Source organism: Streptomyces sp. NBC_00483, from assembly GCF_036013745.1.
Classification (GTDB): domain Bacteria; phylum Actinomycetota; class Actinomycetes; order Streptomycetales; family Streptomycetaceae; genus Streptomyces.
In genome coordinates, this window is record NZ_CP107880.1 from 9,639,049 (window position 1) to 9,662,115 (window position 23,067).

Here is a 23,067-nt window from a genome sequence, read left to right on the forward strand (position 1 = left end):
CCGGCGTGCCTGGTGTCCCTACTGCTCGACGGACGTCTCCGGCGTCGCAGCCCACGCCGCGAGCAGCTGCAGCTTGTCGTGGTCCGGGGTGTTCGGCGCGCTGCTGTACGCGGTGAGGGTGAGGCCCGGCTGGGCGGGGAGCTCCATGGCGTCGAAGTCGAGGGTGAGCTCGCCCACGACGGGGTGCCGGAAGGACTTGCGGCCGGTGCGGTGCAGGCGAACGTTGTGCTTCGCCCACGCCACGCGGAACTCGTCACTGCGGGTGACGAGCTCGCCGATCAGGCCGGTCAGACCGCTGTCGCCGGGCGCCCGACCGGCCTCGGTGCGCAGCAGCGACACCGTGGTGTTCACGGACTCCTCCCACTCGGGGAAGAAGTCGCGCCCGGCCGGGTCGAGGAACTGGAAGCGGGCGATGTTGACCGGCTCCCGGGACGCGTCCGCGTAGAGCGGGCTGTACAGGGCGCGGCACAGCGGGTTCGTGGCGAGGACGTCCAGGCGGCCGTTGCGGATGAAGGCCGGGCAGTCGCTCATGGAATCCAGCACGCGCACCACACTGTCCGGCAGCGGCCCGCGGCTGCGCTTGGTACGGCGGGCCGGGCGCTTCGCGGCGGCGCGCGCCAGGTCGTACAGGTGCGCGCGCTCGGCGTCGTCGAGCTGGAGCGCGCTCGCGACGGAGTCGAGGACCTCCTCGGAGGCGCCGGCCAGATGGCCGCGCTCCAGGCGCACGTAATAGTCGATGCTCACCCCCGCGAGCAGCGCGACCTCCTCGCGCCGCAGCCCCGGCACGCGCCTGTTCCCGCCGTACGCGGGCAGGCCCGCCTGCTGAGGGGTGATCTTGGCGCGGCGGGAGGCCAGGAACTCGCGGATGTCGCTCTCGGTGCTCACGTTTCCAGGCTAAGGCGGGATGTGCGCATGTGGGGGGTCCTGTCAGTACCTGTAACGGCAGACCCTTCTCCACTCCGGTGACCTGCGGTTTCCTCGATATCGGCAGCTACGCAGGAAGAACAGCCACAGGAGCAGCAGCATGACCAGAGTCTTCTTCATCACCGGCGCGGGCCGTGGCCTCGGCGCCGACATCGCGCGCCGCGCCCTTGCCGCGGGACACCAGGTCGTGGCCACAGGCCGCCGGCCCGAGCGCGTCGTCGAGGCGCTCGGCGGCGAGCAGGACAACCTGCTGGCCACCGCCCTCGACATCACCGACCCCGAGGCCGCCGAGCGTGCCGTCCGCGCCGCCGTGGAGCGCTTCGGGCGCATCGACGTGCTGATCAACAACGCGGCGAACTTCTACGCCGGGTTCTTCGAGGAGCTCAGCGACGCGCAGGTCCGCGCGCAGATCGAGACCAATCTGTTCGGCCCGATGAATGTCACCCGCGCCGCCCTGCCCGTGCTGCGCGCCCAGCGCTCCGGGCACGTCATCACCATCTCGTCGCTCGCCGGCGCGATCGGAGTCGACTTCTGCGTGGCGTACTCCGCCGCGAAGTTCGGAGTCGAGGGCTTCATGGAGAGCCTGCGCCACGACGTGGAGCCGTTCGGTATCCGCACCACCATCGTCGAACCGGGCTTCTTCCGCACCGAGCTGCTCGTCGACGCCTCCACCACGTACGCGGAGGGCTCCATCGACGACTACGCCGAGCGCACCGCCGCCACAAAGAAGCAGTGGGAGTCCATGAACGGGCAGCAGTCCGGCGACCCTGCGAAGCTGGCGGATGCCCTGCTCAAGGTGGCCGACCTGGAGGAGCCGCCGCTGCGCTTCGTCGCGGGCGACGACTGCCTCGCCGCCGTCGAGGCCAAGGCGAACGAGCTGCTCGCCCAGGTGGCGGCCTCCCGCGAGCTGGGCTCGGGCCTCGACCACACCTCCTGATCCCACGACGACCGCAAGGAAACGCGCCATGGAACACATCACCAGCACCCCCACCGTGAAGACCCCCGCCGAACGCTTCACCGGCGATGTCTACCTCAACCTCATCGAGGCCCCGGCCGCCCCCGCCCACCTCGCCGTCGGACACGTCCGGTTCACCCCCGGCGCCCGCACCAACTGGCACTCCCACGCCAACGGGCAGACCCTGCACATCACCGACGGCGTCGGCCTCGTCGGCACCCGCGAGGGACACGTGGTGCGCGCGAGCGCGGGCGAGACCATCAAGTGCCCGCCCGGCGAGGAGCACTGGCACGGCGCCACCGACACCACGTTCATGGCGCACATCGCCATCGTCGTCGGTGACTCGGGTGGCGATGGCACCACCTGGCTGGAGCCGGTCACCGACGAGCAGTACGAGAGTGCGCTGGGAGCGACCTCCTGATAGCGGACTTCACGTCCCCGTCTACTCCATCGCGTTGACCAGAGGTTCGCCGCTCGCCCAGCGGCGCACCTGGTCGACGATCAGGCGCTCGGCGCGCGGCCGGAACGTCGCCGAACCGCCGCCCACGTGCGGCGTGATGAGGACGCCCGGCAGCGCGCGCAGCGGGTGGTCGGCGGGGAGCGGCTCGGGGGACGTGACGTCGAGGGCCGCGCGGAGCCGGCCGGTGCGGGTCTCGGCGAGCAGCGCGTCGGGGTCCAGGGTGCGGCCGCGGCCGATGTTGACGACAAGCGCGTCGTCGGGGAGCGCGGCGAGCTCGGCCGCGCCGAACAGGCCCACCGTGGACGGGTTCTCGGGCAGCACGAGCACCGCGATGTCCACCTGCGGCAGCAGCTCCGGCAGGTCCGTGACCGCGTGCACGTCGCTGTCGGGGCGGGCGCGGCGGGCCACGCGCACGACGGTGGCCTCGCACGCGAGCAGGCGCTGTTCGAGCGCCGCACCGATCGACCCGTAGCCCACGATCGCCACCCGCGAGTCCGCGAGGGAGCGCGTGAAGTGCGGCTCCCAGCGGCCCCCGTCCTGGTCGCGCACCCACCGCGGCAGGTCACGCTGCGCGGCGAGGGTCAGCGCGAGGGCGTGCTCGGCGGCGCTCGCGTCGTGCAGCCCGCGCCCGTTGTGCAGCGCCACCCCCTCGGGCAGCAGCGGCCGCAGCTTCTCCACGCCCGCGCTCAACGACTGCACGGCGCGCAGCCCCGTGAGCTCGGGGAGCAGCTTCGTGGCCTCGGGCGTCGCGTACGGCATCACCCAGTAGCCGATCCGGGCGAGCTGCTCCGCGTCGAGCCCGAACGGTGCCACTCCGTCCCACACATGGACGCGCACGCCGTCCGGCCAGGGGCCGTGCGCACGGTCGAGACCGGGCCAGGGCACCAGCACATCGGGCGCCTCGGAACCGGGTCCGGTCCGGTCGGACAGGTGGGTGGAGTCATGGCTGGGCATACATGCACCTTTCCGGGCGGCATCGGCCGAAGCGCGGCAAATCACGGATCCGCCAAGGCTGTTGACCTGGCGACGCGTCGACCCTAACGTCTTTCCGTCCCACAGAACACTTTCCACCCCACGGAAAATTGCCTCGGGAAAGTGTCTCGGAAACCCTCACGGAAAACAGGAGGTGTGACGGATGACAGCGACGTCGTCCCGCGCCGCACGCGGCAGTGGATTCTGGTCGTCCACGCGGACCAAGCGCATGATCCCGATCGCGTTCGTCACGTACTCGCTCGCCTACCTGGACCGGTCGAACTACTCGATCGGCTCGGCGGGCGGCATGGCCGATGACCTCAACATGTCCAGCGGCATGGACGCGCTGGTCGCCGCCTCCTTCTTCCTGGGCTACTTCTTCTTCCAGATCCCCGGCACCATCTACGCCGAGCGCCGCAGCGCCCGCCGCCTCGTCGCGTACTCGACCATCGCCTGGGGCGTGCTCGCCGCCGTCCAAGGCATGTTGCACAGCCCGGCCATGCTGGTGGCCGTCCGCTTCCTGCTCGGCGTGGTCGAGGGCGCGGTCATGCCGTCCATGGTGATGCTGCTCGGCCGCTGGTTCACGCAGCGCGAGCGCGGGCGCGCCAACACCTTTCTGATCCTGGGCAACCCGGTCACCGTGATGTGGCTGTCCGCCGTCTCCGGGCTGCTCATCGAGGCCACCAGCTGGCGCGAGATGTTCATCATCGAGGGCTTCCCTGCCGTGCTGTGGGGCCTGCTCTGCCTCAAGATGATCAAGGACCACCCCACGGAGGCCACGTGGCTGCCCGAGAGTGAACGGGCCGAGCTCGACGCGGAGTTGGCGAAGGAGCCCACCGTCGCCGTCGCCCGCACCGCCGAGTACCGCAAGGTGCTCTCCTCGCGTCCGGTGCTCATCCTGGCCGCCCAGTACTTCTGCTGGTCGATCGGCGTGTACGGGTTCGTGTTCTGGCTGCCCTCGATCATCAAGGAGGCGTCGGGCCAGGGCATCGGCGCCACCGGCCTGCTCTCGGCGGTCCCGTACCTCTTCGCCTCGATCGCGATGCTCGTCAACTCCCAGCTCTCCGACCGCAGTGGCAGGCGCGGCCTGGCGATCTGGCCCTGGCTGGTGGTCGCGGCCCTCACGCTGTACGGCTCCTACCTCGCGCACTCCTCGTTCGCGATGTCGTTCGTGCTCCTGATCGTCGCCGGCCTGTGCCTGTACGCGCCCTACGGGCCGTACTTCGCGCTCGTCGCCGACCAGGCGCCCAAGAACGTCTCCGGAGCGGCCATCGCCCTCGTCAACTCCTTCGGCGCGCTCGGCTCGTTCGTCGGCACGTACCTCGTCGGCTGGATCCGCGGCAGCTCCATGGGTGACATGGGCGCCTTCGCCGTCATGGCGATCGGCACGCTGATCTCGGCCGCGCTGATGGCCTTCGTACGACGGCCCGCGGCGCTCGAAACACCGGCTGCCAAGGTCGGCGAACAGCACGCCACGTAAGCTTCGGCAGCGAACAGACAAGCAACTCGGCGACGAAGGCACAGGTGGGGGCGGGCGTGAACCATGAGCGATGACATGCTCGGCCGCGGGCTCAGGCTGCTCACCACGCTCTCCCGCCACCCCGAGGGCCTCGGCGTCAGCGCCGCCGCGCGCGCCGCGCAGCTGCCGGTGAGCAGCGCCCACCGGCTGCTCGCCCGGATGACCGAAGAGGGCTTCGTCGTCCACGACTCCAGCGCACGCACCTACGCCCTGGGGCTGCGCGCCCTGGAGCTGGCGCACGGCTTCCATCGGACGCCGGCCGGGTTCAACCATCTCCTCGGCCCCATGCGGCAGTTGGCGGAGCGCACGGGCCTCGTCGTCATCGCGGGCATCCTCGACGGCGACCAGGTCCTCCTCGTCCGCTCCGTGCAGGGCAGCCAGCACCTGCAACTGCGCAGCGACGAGGGCACCCGCAACCCCTGGCACGCCACCTCGCTGGGCAAGGCCCTCGTCGCGGCCCGGCCCGAGGCCGACCAGGAGCGCCTGCTGGCCGGTCCGCTGCCGCGCAGCGCGCCCAACACGCTCAGCGACCCGGACGAGCTGCGCGCCGAACTGGCCCGCGTCCGGGAGCTCGGCTGGGCGGAGGCCGAGGAGGAGAACGAGCGCGGGGTCCGCTCCATCGCCGTGTGCGTCCCCGCCGCCGACCCGGACGGCGGGCCGCCTCAGCTCGCCCTCTCCCTCGGCGCCACCGTCGTCCTCACGGGCCGCGAGGAACTCCACGACATGGTTCCGCTGTTGCAGACGGCGGCGCGGGAGGCGGCGGCGTACGGCAGGTGACCGTCGTACGGGTCACCCTTGCCGGCGCAGGTCCTTCACGCGCAGGTCCTTCAGCTGGGCCGACTGTGCCCGCAGCTTGCCGAACAGCCACCCCTGGACGAGCCCGACGGCGAGACCCGCTGCGGCCGGGCCGTACTTGGCCAGGAGCGGTCCCGCGACCAGCGACAGACCGTCGAGTTCGGCGGGTGCGGTGGGAGTCCCGGTGGTCGCGGCCTTGGGCTGTGCCGTCGAGACGGGGGCGGCACCCGTGGCGGACCCCTGGTCGAGCAGCAGATTCCCGAGGTTCTGCGCGAACTGCTGAAGGATCCGGTCCGAGACCGTGGCGATCGCGCCCTTGCCGAACTGGGCCAGCTTGCCGCGGATCAGCAGATCCGTACTGAGCTCAAGACGTGCGCCCTCCGGGGCCTCGCCGATGTCCAGGACCACCTCGGCCTCGGCGTCACCGTTGCCGTGGGTGTCGGCGCCGCTCGCGTGCACGCGCAGCCGGCGCTTCTCCGCGTCGACCTCCAGGAACCGCACGGTGCCCGCATACGCGGCGCTGATCGGTCCCACCTTGACCTTGACCGCGCCCCGCCAGGCATCGCCGTCCCGGCCATCGAGGGCCGCGCCCGGCATGCAGGACGCCACCTTCTCCACGTCGCTGACGAGCGCGAACACCGCGTCCGGGGCGGCGTTGACGACGACGGTGTTGGTCAGCTGCATGCTGTCTCCTCGATTGCGGTGCAGGTCTTGGCGCAGCCGGCGCGGCGGGCCGTGGCGCAGGAGTCGATCGCCTCGACGATGGTCTGGTAGCCGGTGCACCGGCACAGGTTGGCGGCCACGACCTCCCGGATCTCCTCCTTGGTGGCCTCCGGACGCTCGGCGAGGAAGCCGTCCGCGAGCATCAGGAAACCGGGTGTGCAGAAGCCGCACTGCAGGCCGTGGTGTTCGGTGAACGACCGTTGCAGATCGTTGAGTTCACCGGTCGCCGGGTCCGCGAGGGACTCGACGGTACGTATCCGGGCGCCCTCGGCCTGCGCGGCGAACATCAGGCAGGCCCGCGCGGGCCGGTCGTCGACCAGGACCGTGCAGGCCCCGCAGATGCCGTGCTCGCAGCCGACATGTGTGCCGGTCAGACGCAGATCGTGGCGGAGTACGTCGACGAGGGTGCGGCGCGGCTCGGTGATCACCTCGTGCTCCTCGCCGTTGACGTTCAGGGTGAGCAGGAGCAGGTTGTCCGGGGTGGTGGTCATGAAGTGGGCTCCAGGTTCAGGGCGCGGTGCACCGTCTCCGGGGTGATGGGGGTGTGGTCGAGTTCCACAGCCGTCGGCCGCAGCGCGTCGTTGACGGCGTTGAGGACCGCGGCGGGCGCGCCGATGGTGCCGCCCTCGCCCGCGCCCTTGGCGCCGGTCTCGTTGAACGTGCACGGCGTTTCGAGGTGGTGGATGAGCACGTCCGGGATCTCGTGGGCGGTCGGCACCTTGTAGTCCATGAAGCTGGTCGCCGACGGCTCGCCCTGCGCGTCGTACGTCACCTGCTCGAAGAGCGCGCCCGCGATGCCCTGGGCGATGCCACCACGGCACTGCCCCTCCACGACCTGCGGGTTGATGGCGACGCCGCAGTCCTCGACGCACACATAGCGCAGGATCTCCACCTGCCCGGTGCCCTGGTGGAGTTCGACGACGACGGCGTGGGTGGCGTTGGAGAAGGTGCCGTCGTTGAACACGTCGAAGGTGGCGGTGGCGCTCAGTCCCGGCTCGATGTCACGGGGCAGCAGGTGGGCGCGCAGATACGCGATGTCGGCCAGCTCCTCGTACGTGAGGAACGCGGGGTCACTGCCGTCCTTGCGCCGCACGCCGCCGCGCGTCAGCTCCACCTCGGCCGGCTCGGTCTCCCAGAGCGCCGCCGCGATCCGGCACAGCTTCTCGCCGAGCTTGGCGGCGGCGATCCGTACCGCGCTGCCGCCGATGGTGACGGAGCGGCTGGCGAAGGTGCCGTAGCCGTACGTGACGCGGTCGGTGTCGCCCTGATGCAGCTTCACCTTGCCGAGTTCCAGGCCGAGTTCGTCGGCGACGATCTGCGCGAACGTCGTCTCGTGGCTCTGCCCGTGGCTCATCGTGCCGCTGGTGACGGTGACCGCTCCGCTGGTGTCCATCCGCACCTCGGAGATGTCGAAGCCGGGGACGACCTGCATCTTGCGCTGGGCGAAGGCCGTGGACCCGTATCCGGTGCGCTCGCTGAAGCAGGAGTAGCCGATGCCGAGGTACCGGCCCTCGGCCGCCGCGGCCGCTTGCTTCTCGTACCAGCCCTCGTCCTTGACGAGCCGCTCGCACAGGTCGAGCGACTCCAGGTAGGAGCCCGGGTCGTACGTGATGTTGTTGACGCCCGTGTACGGGAACTCGGTGATGACGTTGCGGCGACGGATCTCGACCGCGTCGAGGCCCAACTCGCGTGCGGCGCGCTCGAAGAGACGCTCCATCACCATCACGTACTGCGGACGGCTCACTCCGCGGTACGGGGCGGTGGGCGCCTTGTTGGTGGTGACCGCACGGCCGCGCACCCGGTAGGCGGGCACCTTGTAGACGCCGGGCATCTCCGCCGAGGCCATCAGCGGCTCGATGCCCGCGGTGAACGGGTAGCAGGAGTACGCACCCATGTCGCACACCACGTCCGCGTCGAGCCCCAGGATGTGCCCGTCCGCGTCGAAGGCGGCCCGCACGTCGTAGTGCTGCTCGCGGGCGAGGAACGACGCGGAAAGCGCGTCCTTGCGGTCCTCGATCCACTTCACGGGCCGGCGCAGGCGCAGCGCGGCGGCTGCCGCGGCGATCTCCTCGCGGCCCACGACACACTTCTGGCCGAAGCCGCCGCCCATGTCGGGCACCACGACCCGCACCGCCCGCTCGTCCAGGCGCAGACACCGGGAGGCCACCGTCCGTACCTGGTGCGGTACTTGGGTGCAGGTGTTGAGGACGAGCTGTTCCTCCCGGTCGTCCCAGTGGGCGACGGCCCCACGCGTCTCCAGGGGGAGCGCGTTCTGCCGACCGGTCCGCGACTCGACATGAACGACACACTCGGCGGCGTCGAAGACCTCGTCGATGCCCTCCGTGGCGAACAGGGAGACGTCCACCAGGGTGTTGCGCGTGGCCTCCTCGTGGACGAGCGGGGCGCCGGGCGCCAGGGCCTCGTTCTCGGAGGTCACCGGGGGCAGCGTCGTGTAGCGGACCTTGGCCGCCTCCAGGCCGTCCTCCGCGGCGTACGCGTCGCGCGCCACCACGATCGCGACGGGCTCCCCGACGTAGCGCACCCGGTCACGGGCGAGCACCGGCATGGCCGTGGGCACGAACTCCGAGCGGGGGCGGCCGAGTTCGGCCGTGATGTCCGTCAGCTCCAGGTCCTCGGCGGTGAAGGCCGCGACCACGCCCGGCACCTCACGCACCGCCGTCAGATCGACGGAGGCGATCTCGCCGTGCGCGACCGTGCTGCGCACGAACTGGGCGTGCAGCATGCCGGGCAGCGCGATGTCGTCGACGAACCGGCCGCGCCCGGAAAGGAGTCGCGGGTCCTCACGGCGTGCCACCGACCGCCCGGTCAACCGCCCCTTGTCGTCTGCCGGGTGTGTCTTCGGCGCATCCGGACGCGTCATGGGCGAATCGGGGTGTGTCATCGGCTCATCGCCTCCTCACAGGCACGCAGGACCAGCGTGCGGACAAGCTGCTTGCGGTAGTGCGCGCTGCCCGAGGCGTCCGACGGGGGCTCGACGGCATCGGCCGCCGCCTCGGCGCAGTCGGCGAAGGTGCCTCCGTCCGCGAGCACCGCCTCCGCCTCCGGCACCCGGACCACCGAGGCCGCGACCCCGCCGAGCGCCACCCGGCCGCCGTGCACCGAGCCGTCGGTGACATCGAGGTCCACGGCGGCGGACACCAGCGCGAAGTCGCCCTGGCGCTCGGCGAACTCGGTGAGCGCGGCGTGCGGGGCCGGGCGCGGGAAGACGACCTCGACCAGCAGCTCGTCGGGATCGAGCACGCTGGTGTAGTAGCCGAGGAAGAAGTCCCCGGCCGCGACGCGGCGCTCACCGCGTGGCCCGCGGGCCACGAACTCCGCCCGGAGCGCGAGCGCGAGCAGACACCACTCGGCGGTGGCGTCGGCGTGCGCGATGCTGCCGCCGATCGTGCCGCGCGTCCGGATGGGAAGGTGCCCGATCCACCGCATGGCCTCGCGCAGCACCGCGAACTCGCGGCCGAGCACACCCTCCGGGTCGCTCTCCACCGTGTGATGGGTGGTGAGCGCCCCGATGTGCAGCGCACCCGTGGTGTCCCGGTGCATGCCGTCGAGTTCGCGCAGGCCGCCGATGTCGACCAGGTGGCCGGGCCGCGCGAGCCGGAAGTTCATCATGGCGACCAGGCTCTGGCCGCCGGCGATGACCTTCGCGTCATCGCCGAGCTCGGCCAGGAGCCGGGTGGCGCCGTCGACGTCACGAGCCCTGTGGTAGCCGAAGGGGGCTGGTTTCATGGTTCTCCTGGTCTTCCTGGTTTTCCTGTCGCGGGGATGGCCGGCCGCCGCCGTCGTGGTCCGTGTCGTCCAGCTCCCGGCCCTTCGTCTCCGGCGCCGCCACGGCCATCCAGCCGACGGCGAGGAGCACGGCCGCGCCGAGCACCGCGAACGTCAACGGAAGGCCCAGCAGGGGCCACAGCACCGAGCCGAAGAACAGCGGGGCGAACCCGGTGAGTGCCCGGCTGACCGAGGAGGCCCAGCCGAAGCCACTGGCCCGCAGTTCGGTCGGGTACAGCTCGGAGACGTACGCGTACAGGGCGGGGATGGCGAGTTGGGCGAGGAAGCCGAACACGCCGATGGTGATGACCGAGCCGGTCGGCATGTCCCGCACGATCGCGAAGATCACGAGGGCGAGCGAGGCGACCGGGGCCGAGACACCGATCAGCCACTTGCGGCCGACCAGGTCGACCAGGGCCGTCGAGACGAGGACGCCGATGATGCCCACGCCGCTCATCAGCGTCGTGCTCATGAAGGCGGCCGTGTCACCCTGCCCCTCCTCCTTGAGGATCGACGGCATCCAGCTCAGCGCCGCGTAGTAGACGAGCATGATGGTGGCGAACAGCAGCCAGGCCGCCGAGGTGATGCGCGGGCTGAACGACCAGATGTTGCGCAGCTGTTGGGCGGCCGCGGCCACCCCGCGCGGACCCTCGTCCGGTACCGGCTCGGGGATGACGTACGGCTCGACGGGCGCGCCCGTGCGGGCCACCAGGTCGTCGATGACGGTCCGTGCCTCGGCCTCGCGGCCCTTCTTCGTCAGGTAGATGGGTGACTCGGGGATGCCGCGGCGCGCCCAGAACAGCAGCAGCGCGGGCAGCACCATGGTGGCGAGCATCCAGCGCCAGTTGCCGTCGAGGGACAGCATGCCCGTGGACACGAGCCCGCACAGGGTCACCCCCACCGGCCACCAGGCGTCGAGCGCGGTGAGGACCCGGCCCCGGTACTTGCGCGGCGAGAACTCGCCCACCAGCGCGTAGTCGACCGGGATGCAGCCGCCGAGCCCGACTCCCGCGAGGAACCGCAGCAGCAGGAAGACCGGGTACGTGGGGGAGAGCGCGCCCAGGACCGAGAACAGGGCGAAGATCAGCAGGGTGACACTGAACGCCTTCTTGCGGCCGATCCGGTCCGCGACCGCGCCCCAGGCGATGGCACCGACGGCCATGCCCACCAGGTTGGCGGTGGCGACGAGCCCTCGGGCACCGAGGGACAGGTCGAAGTGCTGGCCCAGGAGCGGCATGAGGAAGCCGTTCAGGGCGATGTCGTACGCGTCGAAGAGGTAGCCGAGACCTCCGATGATGAAGATCTTTCCCTGGACGTTCCATCTCCAGGGGAGATCCTGAACGATCTGATCGCCTGTTCTCACGTGCGCTCCACAGGGTCGTGTCGGGGACGAACTGCGACGGGAGGTGCCTGAGTTGCTGATGAGGCGGGGGAGCGGGCGGTGCGGGTGCTTCGGGGGAGACAGTCAGTGCGCGGACTGAGGTAATCCGAGCACGTACGAATTTGCTTGGCAAGGGGTCGCGCACGGAGTTAACACGGCGGTTTCACGGCGCGGTCGGTCCGGCCAGCAGGCGGCCCGCGTTCGGCGCCAGCGGCGGCAGGCCCAGCTCGGACAGGATCCGGTACGCCGTGGCGGTGGCCGCCGACAGGACCGGGAGCCCCAGCTCGTCCTCGACCGGCTGGATCGCCGGCAGGGACGGCATCTGTACGCAGGCGGACAGCACCAGCGCGTCCGCGTCGCCGAGCTTCAGGCGCTTGTAGTGCTCGCGCAGGTCCTGCGGGTCGAGCCGGGCGACGGCCAGGTTGTCCGGCACCTCCAGGCTCAGCGCGTCCACCACCTCGACGCCCGCGTCCTCGATGTAGTCGGCGACCTTCTGGGTCAGCGGCTTCATGTAGGGCGTGACGATGGCGACCTTCTTGGCGTCGAGCGCGGCGATCCCGTCGAGCAGTGCGCCGGCGCTGGAGACCACGGGGACCAGTGCCTCCTGGGCGCGCAGCACGTCCTTGATCTCGTCCTCGGCCGTGCAGTGGTGGCCCGGGCCCTGCGCCATGATGGCGACGAGGCAGGCCGTCGCCACGACGTCCGGCCGGGCGTCGGCCAGCTCCAGGACCGCGCGCTCCGTCTGCGCGTTCATCGCCCGCAGCTCTTCGGGGGTGACGTGCTTCATGCGCATCCGGCTGCTGTGGAAGACGAAGCGGTCCTCCGGGGAGACGGCCTCGCGCGCCCGCATCAGGCGGGGGAGTTCGGTCTCCATCGTGAGGTTCGAGCTGGGGACGATCATCCCTATGTGATGGTCTGTCATGATTCGCTCCAGGTTTTTGGGCATGCTTGATGAGGGCGGGGGCCTGCATGTCCTCTTCGGGCGGGTCGGTGGCGGAGGTCAGTGCTGCTGACCGAGCCGCTCCCAGTGGTCGGCGAGCACCGCCAGGTGCCGCAGGACGTCGGCGCGCTGCTCCGCCGGGATCGGCCGCAGTAGCTCCTCGTCCAGCTTGCGGGCCCGCAGGTTCGCGTCGTGCACGGTGGCGCGGCCCTCCTCCGTGAGGTTGAGGAGCTTGCGCCGCGCGTCGGCGGGGGAGGGGGCGCGGGACAGCAGGCCCCGGTTCTCCAGGCGCCGGGCGACGTCGGCCATCGTCGAGGTGTCGAGCGCGGCGAGCGCGGCGATGGAGCGCTGGTCGCAGCCGGGGTTCTCGCCGATGATCTGCAGGACGGCGAACTGCGGCCCGGTCAGCGTCGCGTCGACGTCGTGCAGCCACGCGGCGAGGTACGCCTGGTACAGCCGGCGGGCCAGGAAGCCCGGCGCGTGGGTGAGTTCGTCGGGCGCGGCGACGTCGTCGGCCTGGCTGGGGGTGGAGGGCGAGGTCATGGCACCGCTGTCGTGTGGAGGGATCGAGTGGGCCTCCGGCTCCGGGGAGAGGGTCTGCCGCAGCGCGGTGCGCAGCAGGTCCAGGGCCGTCGCCGGGTTGTCCCAGAAGACCATATGTCCCGCCGCGGGGATGCGAACCATGCGCGCCGCCGGGTTCGCGGCGGTGGCCTCCGCGGCGCCCTCGGCGGTGACGACCGGGCTGTCGGCCCCGTACAGCAGCGTCGTGGGGCCCGGCACCTGGGGCCACCAGGCGAAGAAGTCCTCGCTCTCGAAGCCCCGGTGGGCGCGCTCGATCGCCTCCAGGCCGCAGCTGGCGAGCCAGCGGGCCCGCAGCTCCAGCTCCCGGCGCGGCCACGTCGGCCAGAAGCCGCCGACCTCGTCGGCATCCGTGCCGCGCTGGGCTTGCGACAGCTGGCGCGTGAACGCCGCGAGCGTGGTCGGGTAAGGCCCCCGGCTCGGGCCGCTCATCGGCGGGTCCACCAACAGCGTTCCACCGAGCGGGACATGGCTCCGCACAGCGGTGGCGGCGGCGATCCGGGCACCCATGGAGTGTCCGAAGAGCACGGGGTCCGCCAGCTCCAGCTGCTCGATCACGGCTTCCGTGTCGGCGGCGAGGGCGTCGAGCGAGTGGTCCTCCGCGTCGTCACTGAGGCCGCGGCCGCGGATGTCGAGGACCAACGGCCTTGCCAGGTCCGTCAGTTCACGGGCGACGAAGTCCATGGTGATCGCCGGGCTGGTGATGCCGGGCAGGATCAGCAGGGGGACGCCTTCGCCGCCGTAGTCCAGCACGTGCAGCCGCACGTCCCCGCTGCGGGCCCAGCGGCTGACGGCCGGGATGTCGGCGAGGTCCGCGAGGCCGGGCTGCGTCAGGTAACGCTCCGGCCGTCGGGCCTCGCGGTCCTGAGCGGCATCCTGTCCGGCATCCTGCGCGGCATCTCGTGCGGCTCCGGAAGACGCGTTCATGATCTCAAACCCCCTTCGTCGTCAGGTACTTCACCATGTCCTCGTGGCCCACGACATCCCCGTACTTGGCCTGGATGTCGAAGAGCGCCGCCTCATGCGGCCCCGCGGCCCGGTCGCCACAGGCCTCGGCGGGCACGAGGACCGGCCAGCCGTACTGCACCGCGTCCACCGCCGTGGCCCGCACACAGCCGCTCGTCGTGGCGCCGCAGACGACCGCCGTGTCGCAGCCGAGGCCGGTGAGCAGGGAGGCCAGCGCGGTGCCGAAGAACGCCGACGCGCCCTTCTTCACGATGAACTGGTCCCCCTCCTCGTACGGCAGTCGGGGGTCGAGGGCGACGGCCTCGCCGCCTTCGCGCAGCGCCCGCATGCCGGGAGCCTTGGCGAGCCAGGTGACCGCGTCGCCCTCGGCCTCGGCGGCCGTGTAGGCGATGACCGTCCACACCACGGGTACGCCGCCGGTGCGGGCCGCGCGCACCAGCTCCGCCGTGGCCTCGACGGGGGCGGTCAGATCGCTGCCGGTGGTGAAGCCCGGCTCGGTGAAGCCGCGCGTCAGGTCGACCACGATCAGGGCGGGACGGTGGCCGCGGGCGACGGCGGCGCCGAACCCGGCGCGTTCGTAGACGCGGTCGGTGGCGGGGTCGTACGGGGTGGGCACGGGACCTCCAGGGCGCGGGATCTGGCCAGGGATCGGCTCATCTGGCCGGGGGGAATCGGCTCAGTGGTGGTGGCGGTAGGCGAAGGACTCGTCGTCGGAGGTGTCCAGCGGGGTGCCGCGCCACAGCCAGTCGTAGGACACGTCGGACTCGCCGTCGTAGCGCTCGCCGAGCTTGGCGTCGCGGGCCTGCTGCTCCGGACCGTCGGGGAAGCGGTAGAAGACCTGGTTGCGCAGCGAGGCCTGCTGCACCATCCCGGCGTGCCGGGCGCGGCGGTTGACGTACCGCTGCAACGCGCCGGGGATCCCCTCGCGGGTCACCGCGCCCAGCTCCTCGGCGAGCACGGCCCCGTCCTCCATGGCCTGCGAGGCACCCTGCGCCTGGTAGGGGAGCATCGCGTGGCAGGCGTCGCCGAGAAGGGCCACGCGGCCGTCGACCCAGTTCGGGTCGCGGCGGCGGTGGTAGAGCGGGAAGCAGGTGATGTCGCCCTTGGCCTTGGCGAGCATGGCCGGCGCGCGGTCGTCCCACTCCGCGTAGGCGTCGACGAGCATCTCGGTAGTGCCGGAGAAGGTGGTCTTCTCGCCGTACTCGTCCTTCCACGGGACGCAGCCGACGATGTTGAGCCACTCGCCGCCGCGGATCAGGTAGTGGACGAGATGGCGCCCGGGCCCGTACCAGATGGTGCTCTGGTAGCGGTCGAAGAGGAAGCGGGTGGCCGGGTCGGCGTGCAGCAGCTCGCCGGGTATCAGCGTGCGGAAGGCCATGTCGCCGGAGAAGACCAGGGTGTCCTCGGCGCCGATGAGGTCGCGGACGCGGGAGTGGATGCCGTCGGCGCCGACCAGCACGTCGGCCTCGTGCCGGGTGCCGTCGTCGGTGACCGCGACGGGACGGTCCGGGGACGTACGGTCGAGTTCCACGACGCGCGCCCCGGTGACGATCTCGACGGCGGGCCCGGGGCCCAGCGGGTCGGTGCACGCGTCGAGGATGGTGCGGTGCAGATCGGCGCGGTGGTAGTGCCAGTAGGGGGCGTTGAACTCCTCCTGGACACGGCGGCCGAGCGGGGTGAGCCCGATGATGCTGCCGTCCTGCCAGCGGCGGCGCACCTGGTCCTGCGGCTCGGTGCGGATGGCCTCCAGCTGCTTGCGCAGGCCGAGCCGCATCAGGACCCGGCTGGCGTTCGGTGCGGTCTGGATGCCGGCGCCCACCTCGCCGAGTTCGGCGGCCTGTTCGAGGACGGTGACGCGCAGTCCCTTGTGGCGCAGGGCCAGGGCGGCGGTGAGGCCGCCGAGACCGCCGCCGACGACGGTGACTTCGTAGGACTGGCTGAGAGGCAAGACTCCTCCAGGGATGCTGCGTTGGGGTGGGGGACCGGGCTCAGCCTTCGACGAGGTGTCCGCCGGTGACGACGTCGGTGCCGTCCAGGCTGACGGTGCAGCCGCGCATCGCGATGTCGAGGTGGGCGTAGGAATCGCGCTGGAGGTGCGGGTGCGGACCCGTGGACCAGAGGAAGTTGCCGGCGAAGGCGCGGGCGTCCATGCCCATCAACTCGTCCTTGCCGTACATCGCGGTGGCGAACCAGTCGGCGGACTTCATCAGGCCCCAGCCCATGTGGGAGAGGCTGCGGGCCCACTTGTCGTGCGAGTCCTCGAAGAAGGTGTTCAGCAGCTTGGCCTCGGCGCCGCCGGTGACCTCCTGGATGTGGCCACCCGAGACATGGAGCGTGACGGGACGCTGGACGTACTCCTTGAACGGCAGCAGGATGTCGCCCTCCGCGAGCACGATCCGCCCGTCGGAGATCTCCGGCCAGCACAGCACCATGGTGCTCGGCCAGTGGTCCCAGCGGCCCGGGTCGTCGGCGAAGCCGGTCTGGAACTCCGGGTGGGAATCGGCCAGTTGGACCGTCAGGTCCGTGCCGGCCTCGGAGGTCACGCGCATGACGGAAGACGTACGGACCCGGTCCACGCCCTCCTGGACGCGCACCTTGTCCTGCTCGTTCGGCAGGTTGCGGATGAGGACGTCGGGCGCGTCGCAGACGAAGATGATGCGGGTGCCGGTCTTGAGGATGTCCTGTTGCAGCGGGGCGTGGATGAAGCCCTCGCGGGTCAGGTCCACGACCAGGTCGGCCGCCTTCAACAGCTCCTGCGCGGCAGTGTCGTTGAGGACGGATACGAGGCCGGGCCCTGCCCCGGTGTGGGTGCTGGGCAGCGGGGCCGGGCTGCCGCCGGGCACCGTGGCGGACACGACGTGGGCGCCGAGGCTCTTGGCGGCCCCGAACGCGGCGGCGACGTAGTCACCACGGCTGCCGGGCTCGGAGAGCACGACGACGTGCTCTCCCTCGCGGACCTTGCACAGCTGAAGTTCACGGGTGAAGGCGTCGAGGACGTCGACGGACGAGAAGTCGAACATCGGGTGTTCCTCCGGGAGACGAGCGCGGACGTACTGGGCACGTGCGGATGGTGCGGAGGGTGCGAGGGCATGCGGGATCACCGCGGCGGACGCCGTACGGGGGCGCCACCGGGGGTTCTGGCGAACCCGCCTGCCGAGATAATCCGAGCACGTACGATCTGGGAAATCAAGGGGCGGGTGGCGGGGGTGGGTGCGCGGGACGGTGTGGGCGTGCAGGGAGGTGGTTGTGGTAACCCGACAATGTCTCGCGGTGGAATCGGTCGACTCCTCGCCTGATGGGCCTGCTGCTGGCTGGCAAGATCGCAGGGAGGTCAGATCGGCAGCTATGTAGCATCTGAACAATGCAAGGAGGCTCGGGTGACTGGGAACGGTCATGTGCAGGTGACGGGCGTCGGCGCGATGACGCCGCTGGGAGCCGATGCGCCGACGACGTGGGCGGGGCTGCTGGACGGCACGTCGGGGGTGCGGCTCCTGGAGGAGGAGTGGGCCGCGGAGCTGCCCGTGGGTGTCGCGGCCGGACTCACCGTGGACCCGGCGTCGCTGCTTCCGCGGCCCGAGGCCAGGAAGCTGGACCGCGGTGAGCAGATGGCCCTCCTCAGCGCGCGCGAGGCATGGCAGGACGCCGGCGCCCCGCAGGTCGAGCCGGAGCGGCTCGCCGTCGTCATCGGCACTGGGACCGGCGGTGTGCTCACCACGCTGGGGCAGGACGACATCTTCGAAGCCTCCGGGATCCGCCGACTTTCACCCTTCACCGTCCCCATGCTGATGCCGAACGGGCCCGCGGCCTGGGTGAGCATGGACCTGGGTGCGAAGGGTGGCGCCAGGACCCCGGTGAGCGCGTGCGCGTCCGGGGCGGAGGCCCTCGCCATGGGGCAGGACCTGATCCGCGCCGGGCGGGCGGACGTGGTGGTCGCCGGTGGTGTGGAGGCGTGCCTGCACCCCTTCACCCTGGCGGCGTTCGCCCAGATGAAGGCCCTGTCGACGCGGTCCGACGACCCGGAGGCGGTGTCCCGCCCCTTCGACGTCGAGCGGTCCGGGTTCGTCATGGGCGAGGGCGCGGGCATGATGGTGCTCGAACGCCCCGAGTTCGCGCGGGCCCGCGGCGCACGCGTCCACGGCATGCTGGCCGGCAGCGCCGTGAGTTCGAGCGCCGACCACATCACGGCATCCGACGCGGACGGCCAGTCCTTCGCCATGGAACTGGCGCTGCGCGACGCCGACGTGACTCCGGCGGACATCGGGGTCGTGCACGCCCATGCCACGTCCACGGAGTCCGGTGACGTGGCGGAGGCCGAGGCGATCGGCCGCACGATCGGCAGGCACGCCGCGGTCACGGCGACCAAGTCGATGACCGGTCACATGCTGGGAGCGTCCGGGACGGTGGGCGCCATGGCCGCGTTGTTCGCGCTCAGGGACGGGGCGTTGCCGGCCACGCGCAACCTCGACACACTCGACCCGCGCGTGGACCTGGACGTGGTCTCCGGTGAGCGGCGCTCCGGGCAGTGGTCGGCGGCGCTGGCCAACTCGTTCGGGTTCGGCGGGCACAACGTGAGCCTGGTCTTCACGGGCTGACATCGGCCTGGTCTTCACTGGCTGACGTCAGTCCGGTCCTCACCGGGCGAGGAAGGTCCTACACACCGGCGCGGGCGACGAACAGCGGTTGGAAGAAGCCGGTTTCCTCCGGCGCTCGCCATGCGCGGTCGACGAACCCGGCTTCCGCCGCGAGCCCGGCAAGCCGCTCCTGACCGAGCGCCCAGTAGGAGGTCCGGCGCACCCGGACCCGCCAGTCTTCCCTCGCGTCCGGGAGGAGCTGGAAGTGCTCCAAGTCGTAGTGCTCGCCGTCGTCCTGCCAGTGCCAGAGCTGAAAGGTGACCGTCCGCCCCTCCTCGGAGCGGTGGACCTGCGGGGGCATCGACGCGGGGTGCTCGCGCAGCAGGTCCTCGTACGGGCGCGTGCTGGCCAGCAGCAGTCCGCCGGGGCGCAGTACGCGGCGCATCTCGGTGAGGCCGGTGCGTACGTCCTGCTCGGTGAGCAGGTGCGGCAGCGCGTTGTCGGCGCACACGACGACGTCGAACCGGCCGTCGGTGAAGGGGAGTTGCCGCATGTCGGCGGCGGCGGTGTGCAGCGGCAGCCCCCGGCTGGAGGCCTCACAGGCGGCGCGGGCCGTGGCGCGAGGGCTGATGTCGGTCCCGGTGACGCGGTGTCCGTGCAGGGCCAGGCCGATGGCCTGCGTGCCGATGCCGCAGGAGCAGTCGAGTACCGCGGCGCCCTCCCGGCCGATCACGGCGTCCAGGGCCGCGCCCTGCCGCCGGGCGCTCGCGTCCCAGTCCGGGTAGATCAGGTGGTAGTCGTCGGCCAGTTCGTCGTAGAAGCGCGCCACGGTGGGTTCGGACATGGCTGGAGGGTACCGGCGCCGTGCGCGTCACTTCTTGTTTCTGAGCCACTGCCCGAATGTCCGGCGCGGGGGACGGACCACCACGCTGCCGTGGGTCTTGTGGCCGACGAGCTCGATGCGCAGGGTGACAGGCACGTCCGGATCCCCGGGCCTGTGCCGCTGCTTGACCTTGCAGTGCGCCAGTTGCAGGGCGTCGGTGTCGACCACGATGCCCGGCTTCGTGATCAGCATCAGCCGCTTCCCGGTCATCGACGAGTCGATCACCAACGTGTCGTGGGTGAGCACGGCGTCGGTGAAATCGAGCGTCACCGCGCAGAAGGTCACCGCGAGTTCCAGCCTGCGCGGCACCACCCAGCGCCCCCGGCGTTCGATGGCGCCGCTGTGCGCCTGCTCGATCCGGACGACGTCCTTGGTCTCGGTCGCGGGCCGCAAGTCGGCGGTGAGCGGCGCCAGTTCGGCCAAGGTCCGCGCCGACAGGGCGACCTCGAGGCGCTCGTCCAGCTCCTCCGCCGTCAACAGGCCGTCCCCCGCCGCGACGCGCAGCACGTCCACGATCCGGTCCCGGTCGGCGTGCGAGGCCCGCAGCTCGGGCGACGATGGGCCGGCACCGGAGTCGCCCCCGGCGGGCGAGATCTCTCCCGACATGTTTCCCTCCTGGCGGCGGCCGTGGGTCGGTCGCCTCTGCTCCACCCGTGGCACCGTACCGTGGGCACCGCCTGCCGAGTACCGCGTGCCGAGTACCGCCCCTCCCGCCCGTGACAGGAGACCTTTCCCATGGCCGACACTGCCGATCCGGTCTGGAGCCTGATCCATCAGGAACGCGCCGCGCTCGCCGCCGACCTCGACGCGACGACGACTGCCCAGTGGGCGACGCCCTCGCTGTGCGCCGGGCTCAGCGTCCGTGAGGTGCTGGCGCATCTCACCGCGGGCGCGAGCCTCAACGCGGTGCGGTGGCTGGCCGGTGTGATCCGCTGCCGGTTCGACTTCGACAAGCAGGTCGCCGTGCGGCTGGCCGAGCAGTTGGGCGCGAGCCCCGCCGAGACACTGGAGCGGTTCCGCCGCATCGTCACCAGCACGACGAAGCCTCCCCTGCCCGTGATCGCCATGCTGGGGGAGACGCTCGTGCACGGGGAGGACATCCGGCGGCCCCTGGGGATCCGCCGCGCCTATCCGGTCGAGACGGTGACGAGGGTCGCCGAGTACTACCGGGGCACGGACCAGGTGGTGGTGGCGAAGGGGCGTATCGGCGGGCTCGAACTCGTCGCCACCGACGGCCCCTTCGCGACCGGCACCGGGCCATTGGTCACCGGCAGCACCGTGGCCCTGATGATGGCGATGACGGGACGCGCGGCCCACTGCGACGACCTGAAGGGCGACGGGGTCGAGGTGCTGCGCGGGCGCTGCGGGGGTGCGTGAGGCCGTAGGCCGGCCTCACGCGGCGGAGAAGGCGGCACGTACGTCGCCGACGTGCCGCACCCTGAACAGCCGCTACGCAAGCTCCGGTTGAGGGTCCGCCGTGCCCGCCTTCGGCAGGGGCGACGGCGGAGGCGGAGGCGTGGCCTGCGCGCTCCACTGCCTCGTCGTCCGTACGTAGAGGAGGACCACGGAGCCCGTCAGCACGAGCAGCAGCGGGCCGAACGCCCAGGGGTGTGCGGCCATGTGCGTCGGGAGGTAGCGGTAGGACACGAGCAGCATCGTGAGGACGGCCGCCCCGTAGCTCGCCATCAGCGTGGCCCGGCGGTCCCAGCCGCGGGAGAAGGCGCGCATCGACGCCTCGATGGACAGGGCGAAGACCGTCCCGGCGAGCAGGTCCACGCCGTAGTGGTAGCCGAAGCCCAGGGTCGCGGTGAGGGTCCCGACCAGCCAGAAGGTGCCTGCCCAGCGCATGGCGCGGGAGCCCTCGCGGGTGTGGATGAAGAGCGAGATGGCCCACGCGGTGTGCAGGCTGGGCATGCAGTTGCGCGGGGTGATCTCGTCGAACGGGAAGGGGTGCGGGGCGCCGATCGCCGGGAGGGTGTTCGGCCAGATGTCGGCCACCGCCCAGTGGCCGCCGTCGTGGCCGAAGGCGTACAGCGGGCCGACGACCGGGAAGATCATGTAGATGGCCGGTCCGAGGAGGCCGATGGCCAGGAAGGTGCGCACCAAGTGGTGGGCGGGGAAACGGCGTTCCGCCGCCACGTGGCGCAGCTGGTACAGGCCGACGAGGGCGGCGGCCATGGGGAGTTGACCGTAGACGACGGTGAGGAGGCCGCTGCTGATCGGTGAGGTGGCCTCGACGAGGTGACCGACCAGCCACGAGGGGTTGGCGAGGGCGTGATCGGCGGTGGCCACGTACTGATCGAGCACCGTCGGGCGGGTCTTGGACGTGATGAGGAGCCAGGTGTCGCCCGTCTTGTGGCCGAAGACCAGAAGAAGGCCGAGGCCCGAGCCCTTGAGGAGGACCGATCTCTCCCGGCCGGTGCGGCGGGCGAGGCCGAGGACCGCGACACCCAGGATCACCCACAGCGCGCCGTTGCCGAAGTTCATGTCGGCGCCGACGATCAGCCGCACGAGCCAGAACACGATGTCGATGCCGACCGCCGCGCAGACCGCGATCAGCCGCTGCCGCCAGGTGAGCACCACCATCGTGAGCGCCAGGCCGCCGTAGAGCAGCGGGCCCGAGTGCGGCGCGAAGATCACCTCTTGGGCCTCTACGGTGATCGGCCCCGGCTGCCCGTAGCGGCGCGCCACGAACTCCAGGGCGATGTGGAAGCCGAGCGTCGCCAGGCCGGCCGCGATCCACAGGAGGGTGCGCGGCTGCCGCCAGGCGGGCGGCCGGCGCTCGGCGCCGCGCTGGTGCGGCAGGGACAGGGGAGGTGGTGTGGTCTTCAATTGTCCGACTTGGTGGCTTGGTTCCGGCTGCGGGCAACTGCGACGATCTGGATGATCGTCGCAGTTCGAACATGCTAACGGGGCGCAGGCCGGGTAGGTAGAGGCACGTCCTGCACTAGGCCCTGATCCAAACGACATGCCCTACTCCGCGGGCAGCACCTTCGCCAACGCCCGCAGCACCGGCTCCCGTCGGATGTCGATGTGCGCGTAGGTGAGCGCCTCGGCGAGACGGGGGCGGCCGTCGCCGATCGCCCGGCAGATCTGGTCGTGCTCGGTGCGGTGCTGCGCGGCGCCGTGCTCGGTGGCCGTGAGCCGGAACAGCCAGTGCATCAGGCCGAGCGAGCGCTGGAACGAGGACTGGAGCAGCCGGTTGCCCGTCATCGTGATCAGCTCGGCGTGGAAGGCCGTGTTCGCGGCAGCGATACCGGCCTGGTCCTCGCTCCGGGTCGCCGCGTCGGCCTCGTCCATCACGGCCCGCAGGCCCTCGTGGCCGCCGCCGTCCGCGACGATCTCGGCCGCCCGGCGCGCCGCGAACACCTCCAGGCTGAGGCGCAGATCGAAGAGTTCCTTGACGTCCCGGAGGGTCAGGCGGCGCACGCGGGCGCCCCGGCGCGGCTCCAGCTCGACGAGGCCCTCGGCCGCGAGCCGCATCAACGCCTCGCGGACCGGGACCCGCGAGACACCGAGAGCCTCCGCCAGCTCGCGCTCCCGCAGCCGCGAGTCGGGCGGGTACGCGCCGGAGTGGATACCGGCCCGGATCAGCTCTTCCGTGCGCTCCACC

The 23,067-nt window shown here is 71.4% G+C and carries 22 protein-coding genes; 6 read left to right on the forward strand and 16 right to left on the reverse strand.

What is annotated here, in order from left to right; all coding sequences use genetic code 11:
* Positions 1-18 precede the first annotated feature (18 nt).
* Entirely contained in the window at positions 19-885 is an 867-nt protein-coding gene (locus OHA73_RS43090) for a helix-turn-helix transcriptional regulator (protein ID WP_327658111.1), read from the reverse strand.
* A gap of 139 nt (positions 886-1,024) precedes the next feature.
* Here OHA73_RS43090 and OHA73_RS43095 point away from each other — a divergent pair, with 139 nt between their 5' ends.
* Both OHA73_RS43095 and OHA73_RS43100 read left to right on the forward strand, forming a co-directional pair.
* Positions 1,025-1,861, forward strand: a complete 837-nt coding sequence (locus OHA73_RS43095; protein WP_327658112.1) for an SDR family oxidoreductase — start codon at positions 1,025-1,027, stop codon at positions 1,859-1,861.
* A 28-nt stretch (positions 1,862-1,889) separates the two neighbouring features.
* The gene (locus tag OHA73_RS43100) at positions 1,890-2,300 is read left to right on the forward strand and encodes a (R)-mandelonitrile lyase (protein ID WP_327658113.1); all 411 of its coding nucleotides are present in this window, start codon (positions 1,890-1,892) and stop codon (positions 2,298-2,300) included.
* A 21-nt stretch (positions 2,301-2,321) separates the two neighbouring features.
* Here the strand turns inward: OHA73_RS43100 and OHA73_RS43105 are convergent, their stop codons facing one another.
* Complete coding sequence (locus OHA73_RS43105; protein WP_327658114.1) at positions 2,322-3,293, reverse strand: 2-hydroxyacid dehydrogenase; 972 nt, start codon at positions 3,291-3,293, stop codon at positions 2,322-2,324.
* A gap of 181 nt (positions 3,294-3,474) precedes the next feature.
* Between OHA73_RS43105 and OHA73_RS43110 the strand changes: the two genes are divergently transcribed.
* Entirely contained in the window at positions 3,475-4,791 is a 1,317-nt protein-coding gene (locus OHA73_RS43110; RefSeq protein ID WP_267073408.1) for an MFS transporter, read from the forward strand.
* A gap of 63 nt (positions 4,792-4,854) precedes the next feature.
* The gene (locus OHA73_RS43115; RefSeq protein ID WP_327658115.1) at positions 4,855-5,607 is read left to right on the forward strand and encodes an IclR family transcriptional regulator; all 753 of its coding nucleotides are present in this window, start codon (positions 4,855-4,857) and stop codon (positions 5,605-5,607) included.
* A gap of 12 nt (positions 5,608-5,619) precedes the next feature.
* Here OHA73_RS43115 and OHA73_RS43120 read toward each other — a convergent pair whose 3' ends face one another.
* The 10 genes from OHA73_RS43120 to OHA73_RS43165 all read right to left on the reverse strand — a co-directional run bounded on the left by OHA73_RS43120 (position 5,620) and on the right by OHA73_RS43165 (position 17,020).
* Complete coding sequence (locus OHA73_RS43120; protein WP_327658116.1) at positions 5,620-6,309, reverse strand: SRPBCC family protein; 690 nt, start codon at positions 6,307-6,309, stop codon at positions 5,620-5,622.
* Positions 6,300-6,839, reverse strand: a complete 540-nt coding sequence (locus tag OHA73_RS43125) for a (2Fe-2S)-binding protein (RefSeq protein WP_267073405.1) — start codon at positions 6,837-6,839, stop codon at positions 6,300-6,302. Before OHA73_RS43125 ends, OHA73_RS43120 begins: the two co-directional genes overlap by 10 nt.
* Positions 6,836-9,229 carry a xanthine dehydrogenase family protein molybdopterin-binding subunit gene (locus tag OHA73_RS43130; protein ID WP_327658636.1) on the reverse strand — a complete coding sequence of 798 codons (2,394 nt, stop codon included), beginning with the start codon at positions 9,227-9,229 and terminating at the stop codon, positions 6,836-6,838. Before OHA73_RS43130 ends, OHA73_RS43125 begins: the two co-directional genes overlap by 4 nt.
* A gap of 17 nt (positions 9,230-9,246) precedes the next feature.
* Positions 9,247-10,095 carry an FAD binding domain-containing protein gene (locus tag OHA73_RS43135; RefSeq protein WP_327658117.1) on the reverse strand — a complete coding sequence of 283 codons (849 nt, stop codon included), beginning with the start codon at positions 10,093-10,095 and terminating at the stop codon, positions 9,247-9,249.
* Positions 10,058-11,497: an MFS transporter gene (locus OHA73_RS43140; RefSeq protein WP_266724646.1), complete on the reverse strand. Its 1,440-nt coding sequence runs from the start codon at positions 11,495-11,497 to the stop codon at positions 10,058-10,060. The genes OHA73_RS43135 and OHA73_RS43140 overlap by 38 nt, the downstream gene beginning before the upstream one ends.
* A 181-nt stretch (positions 11,498-11,678) precedes the next feature.
* On the reverse strand, positions 11,679-12,437 hold the full coding sequence (locus OHA73_RS43145; protein WP_327658118.1) for a maleate cis-trans isomerase family protein: 759 nt from the start codon (positions 12,435-12,437) through the stop codon (positions 11,679-11,681).
* Positions 12,438-12,515: 78 nt separating this feature from the next.
* Positions 12,516-13,961: an alpha/beta fold hydrolase gene (locus OHA73_RS43150; protein ID WP_323187358.1), complete on the reverse strand. Its 1,446-nt coding sequence runs from the start codon at positions 13,959-13,961 to the stop codon at positions 12,516-12,518.
* Positions 13,962-13,965: 4 nt separating this feature from the next.
* Positions 13,966-14,616, reverse strand: coding sequence for an isochorismatase family protein (locus OHA73_RS43155; protein WP_267073401.1), 651 nt, complete (start codon positions 14,614-14,616; stop codon positions 13,966-13,968).
* A 60-nt stretch (positions 14,617-14,676) separates the two neighbouring features.
* The gene (locus OHA73_RS43160; protein ID WP_267073400.1) at positions 14,677-15,948 is read right to left on the reverse strand and encodes an FAD-dependent monooxygenase; all 1,272 of its coding nucleotides are present in this window, start codon (positions 15,946-15,948) and stop codon (positions 14,677-14,679) included.
* A gap of 40 nt (positions 15,949-15,988) precedes the next feature.
* Positions 15,989-17,020, reverse strand: a complete 1,032-nt coding sequence (locus tag OHA73_RS43165; RefSeq protein ID WP_266724654.1) for a hypothetical protein — start codon at positions 17,018-17,020, stop codon at positions 15,989-15,991.
* 357 nt (positions 17,021-17,377) lie between these two features.
* On the opposite strand from OHA73_RS43165, the gene OHA73_RS43170 reads away from it, so the two are divergent.
* Positions 17,378-18,592, forward strand: coding sequence for a beta-ketoacyl-[acyl-carrier-protein] synthase family protein (locus OHA73_RS43170; protein ID WP_327658119.1), 1,215 nt, complete (start codon positions 17,378-17,380; stop codon positions 18,590-18,592).
* Between the two features lie 58 nt (positions 18,593-18,650).
* On the opposite strand, the gene OHA73_RS43175 is transcribed toward OHA73_RS43170, so the two are convergent.
* Both OHA73_RS43175 and OHA73_RS43180 read right to left on the reverse strand, forming a co-directional pair.
* Positions 18,651-19,415, reverse strand: a complete 765-nt coding sequence (locus tag OHA73_RS43175; RefSeq protein ID WP_327658120.1) for a class I SAM-dependent methyltransferase — start codon at positions 19,413-19,415, stop codon at positions 18,651-18,653.
* Positions 19,416-19,442: 27 nt separating this feature from the next.
* Complete coding sequence (locus OHA73_RS43180) at positions 19,443-20,060, reverse strand: DUF1707 SHOCT-like domain-containing protein (protein ID WP_327658121.1); 618 nt, start codon at positions 20,058-20,060, stop codon at positions 19,443-19,445.
* Positions 20,061-20,189: 129 nt separating this feature from the next.
* Between OHA73_RS43180 and OHA73_RS43185 the strand changes: the two genes are divergently transcribed.
* A complete protein-coding gene (locus OHA73_RS43185) occupies positions 20,190-20,831 on the forward strand; it encodes a maleylpyruvate isomerase family mycothiol-dependent enzyme (RefSeq protein ID WP_327658122.1) in 642 nt (213 codons plus the stop codon).
* A gap of 72 nt (positions 20,832-20,903) precedes the next feature.
* Here OHA73_RS43185 and OHA73_RS43190 read toward each other — a convergent pair whose 3' ends face one another.
* Complete coding sequence (locus OHA73_RS43190) at positions 20,904-22,286, reverse strand: phosphatase PAP2 family protein (protein ID WP_443063187.1); 1,383 nt, start codon at positions 22,284-22,286, stop codon at positions 20,904-20,906.
* Positions 22,287-22,427: 141 nt separating this feature from the next.
* Positions 22,428-23,066, reverse strand: coding sequence for a GntR family transcriptional regulator (locus OHA73_RS43195; protein WP_327658638.1), 639 nt, complete (start codon positions 23,064-23,066; stop codon positions 22,428-22,430).
* Position 23,067: the final 1 nt, after the last annotated feature.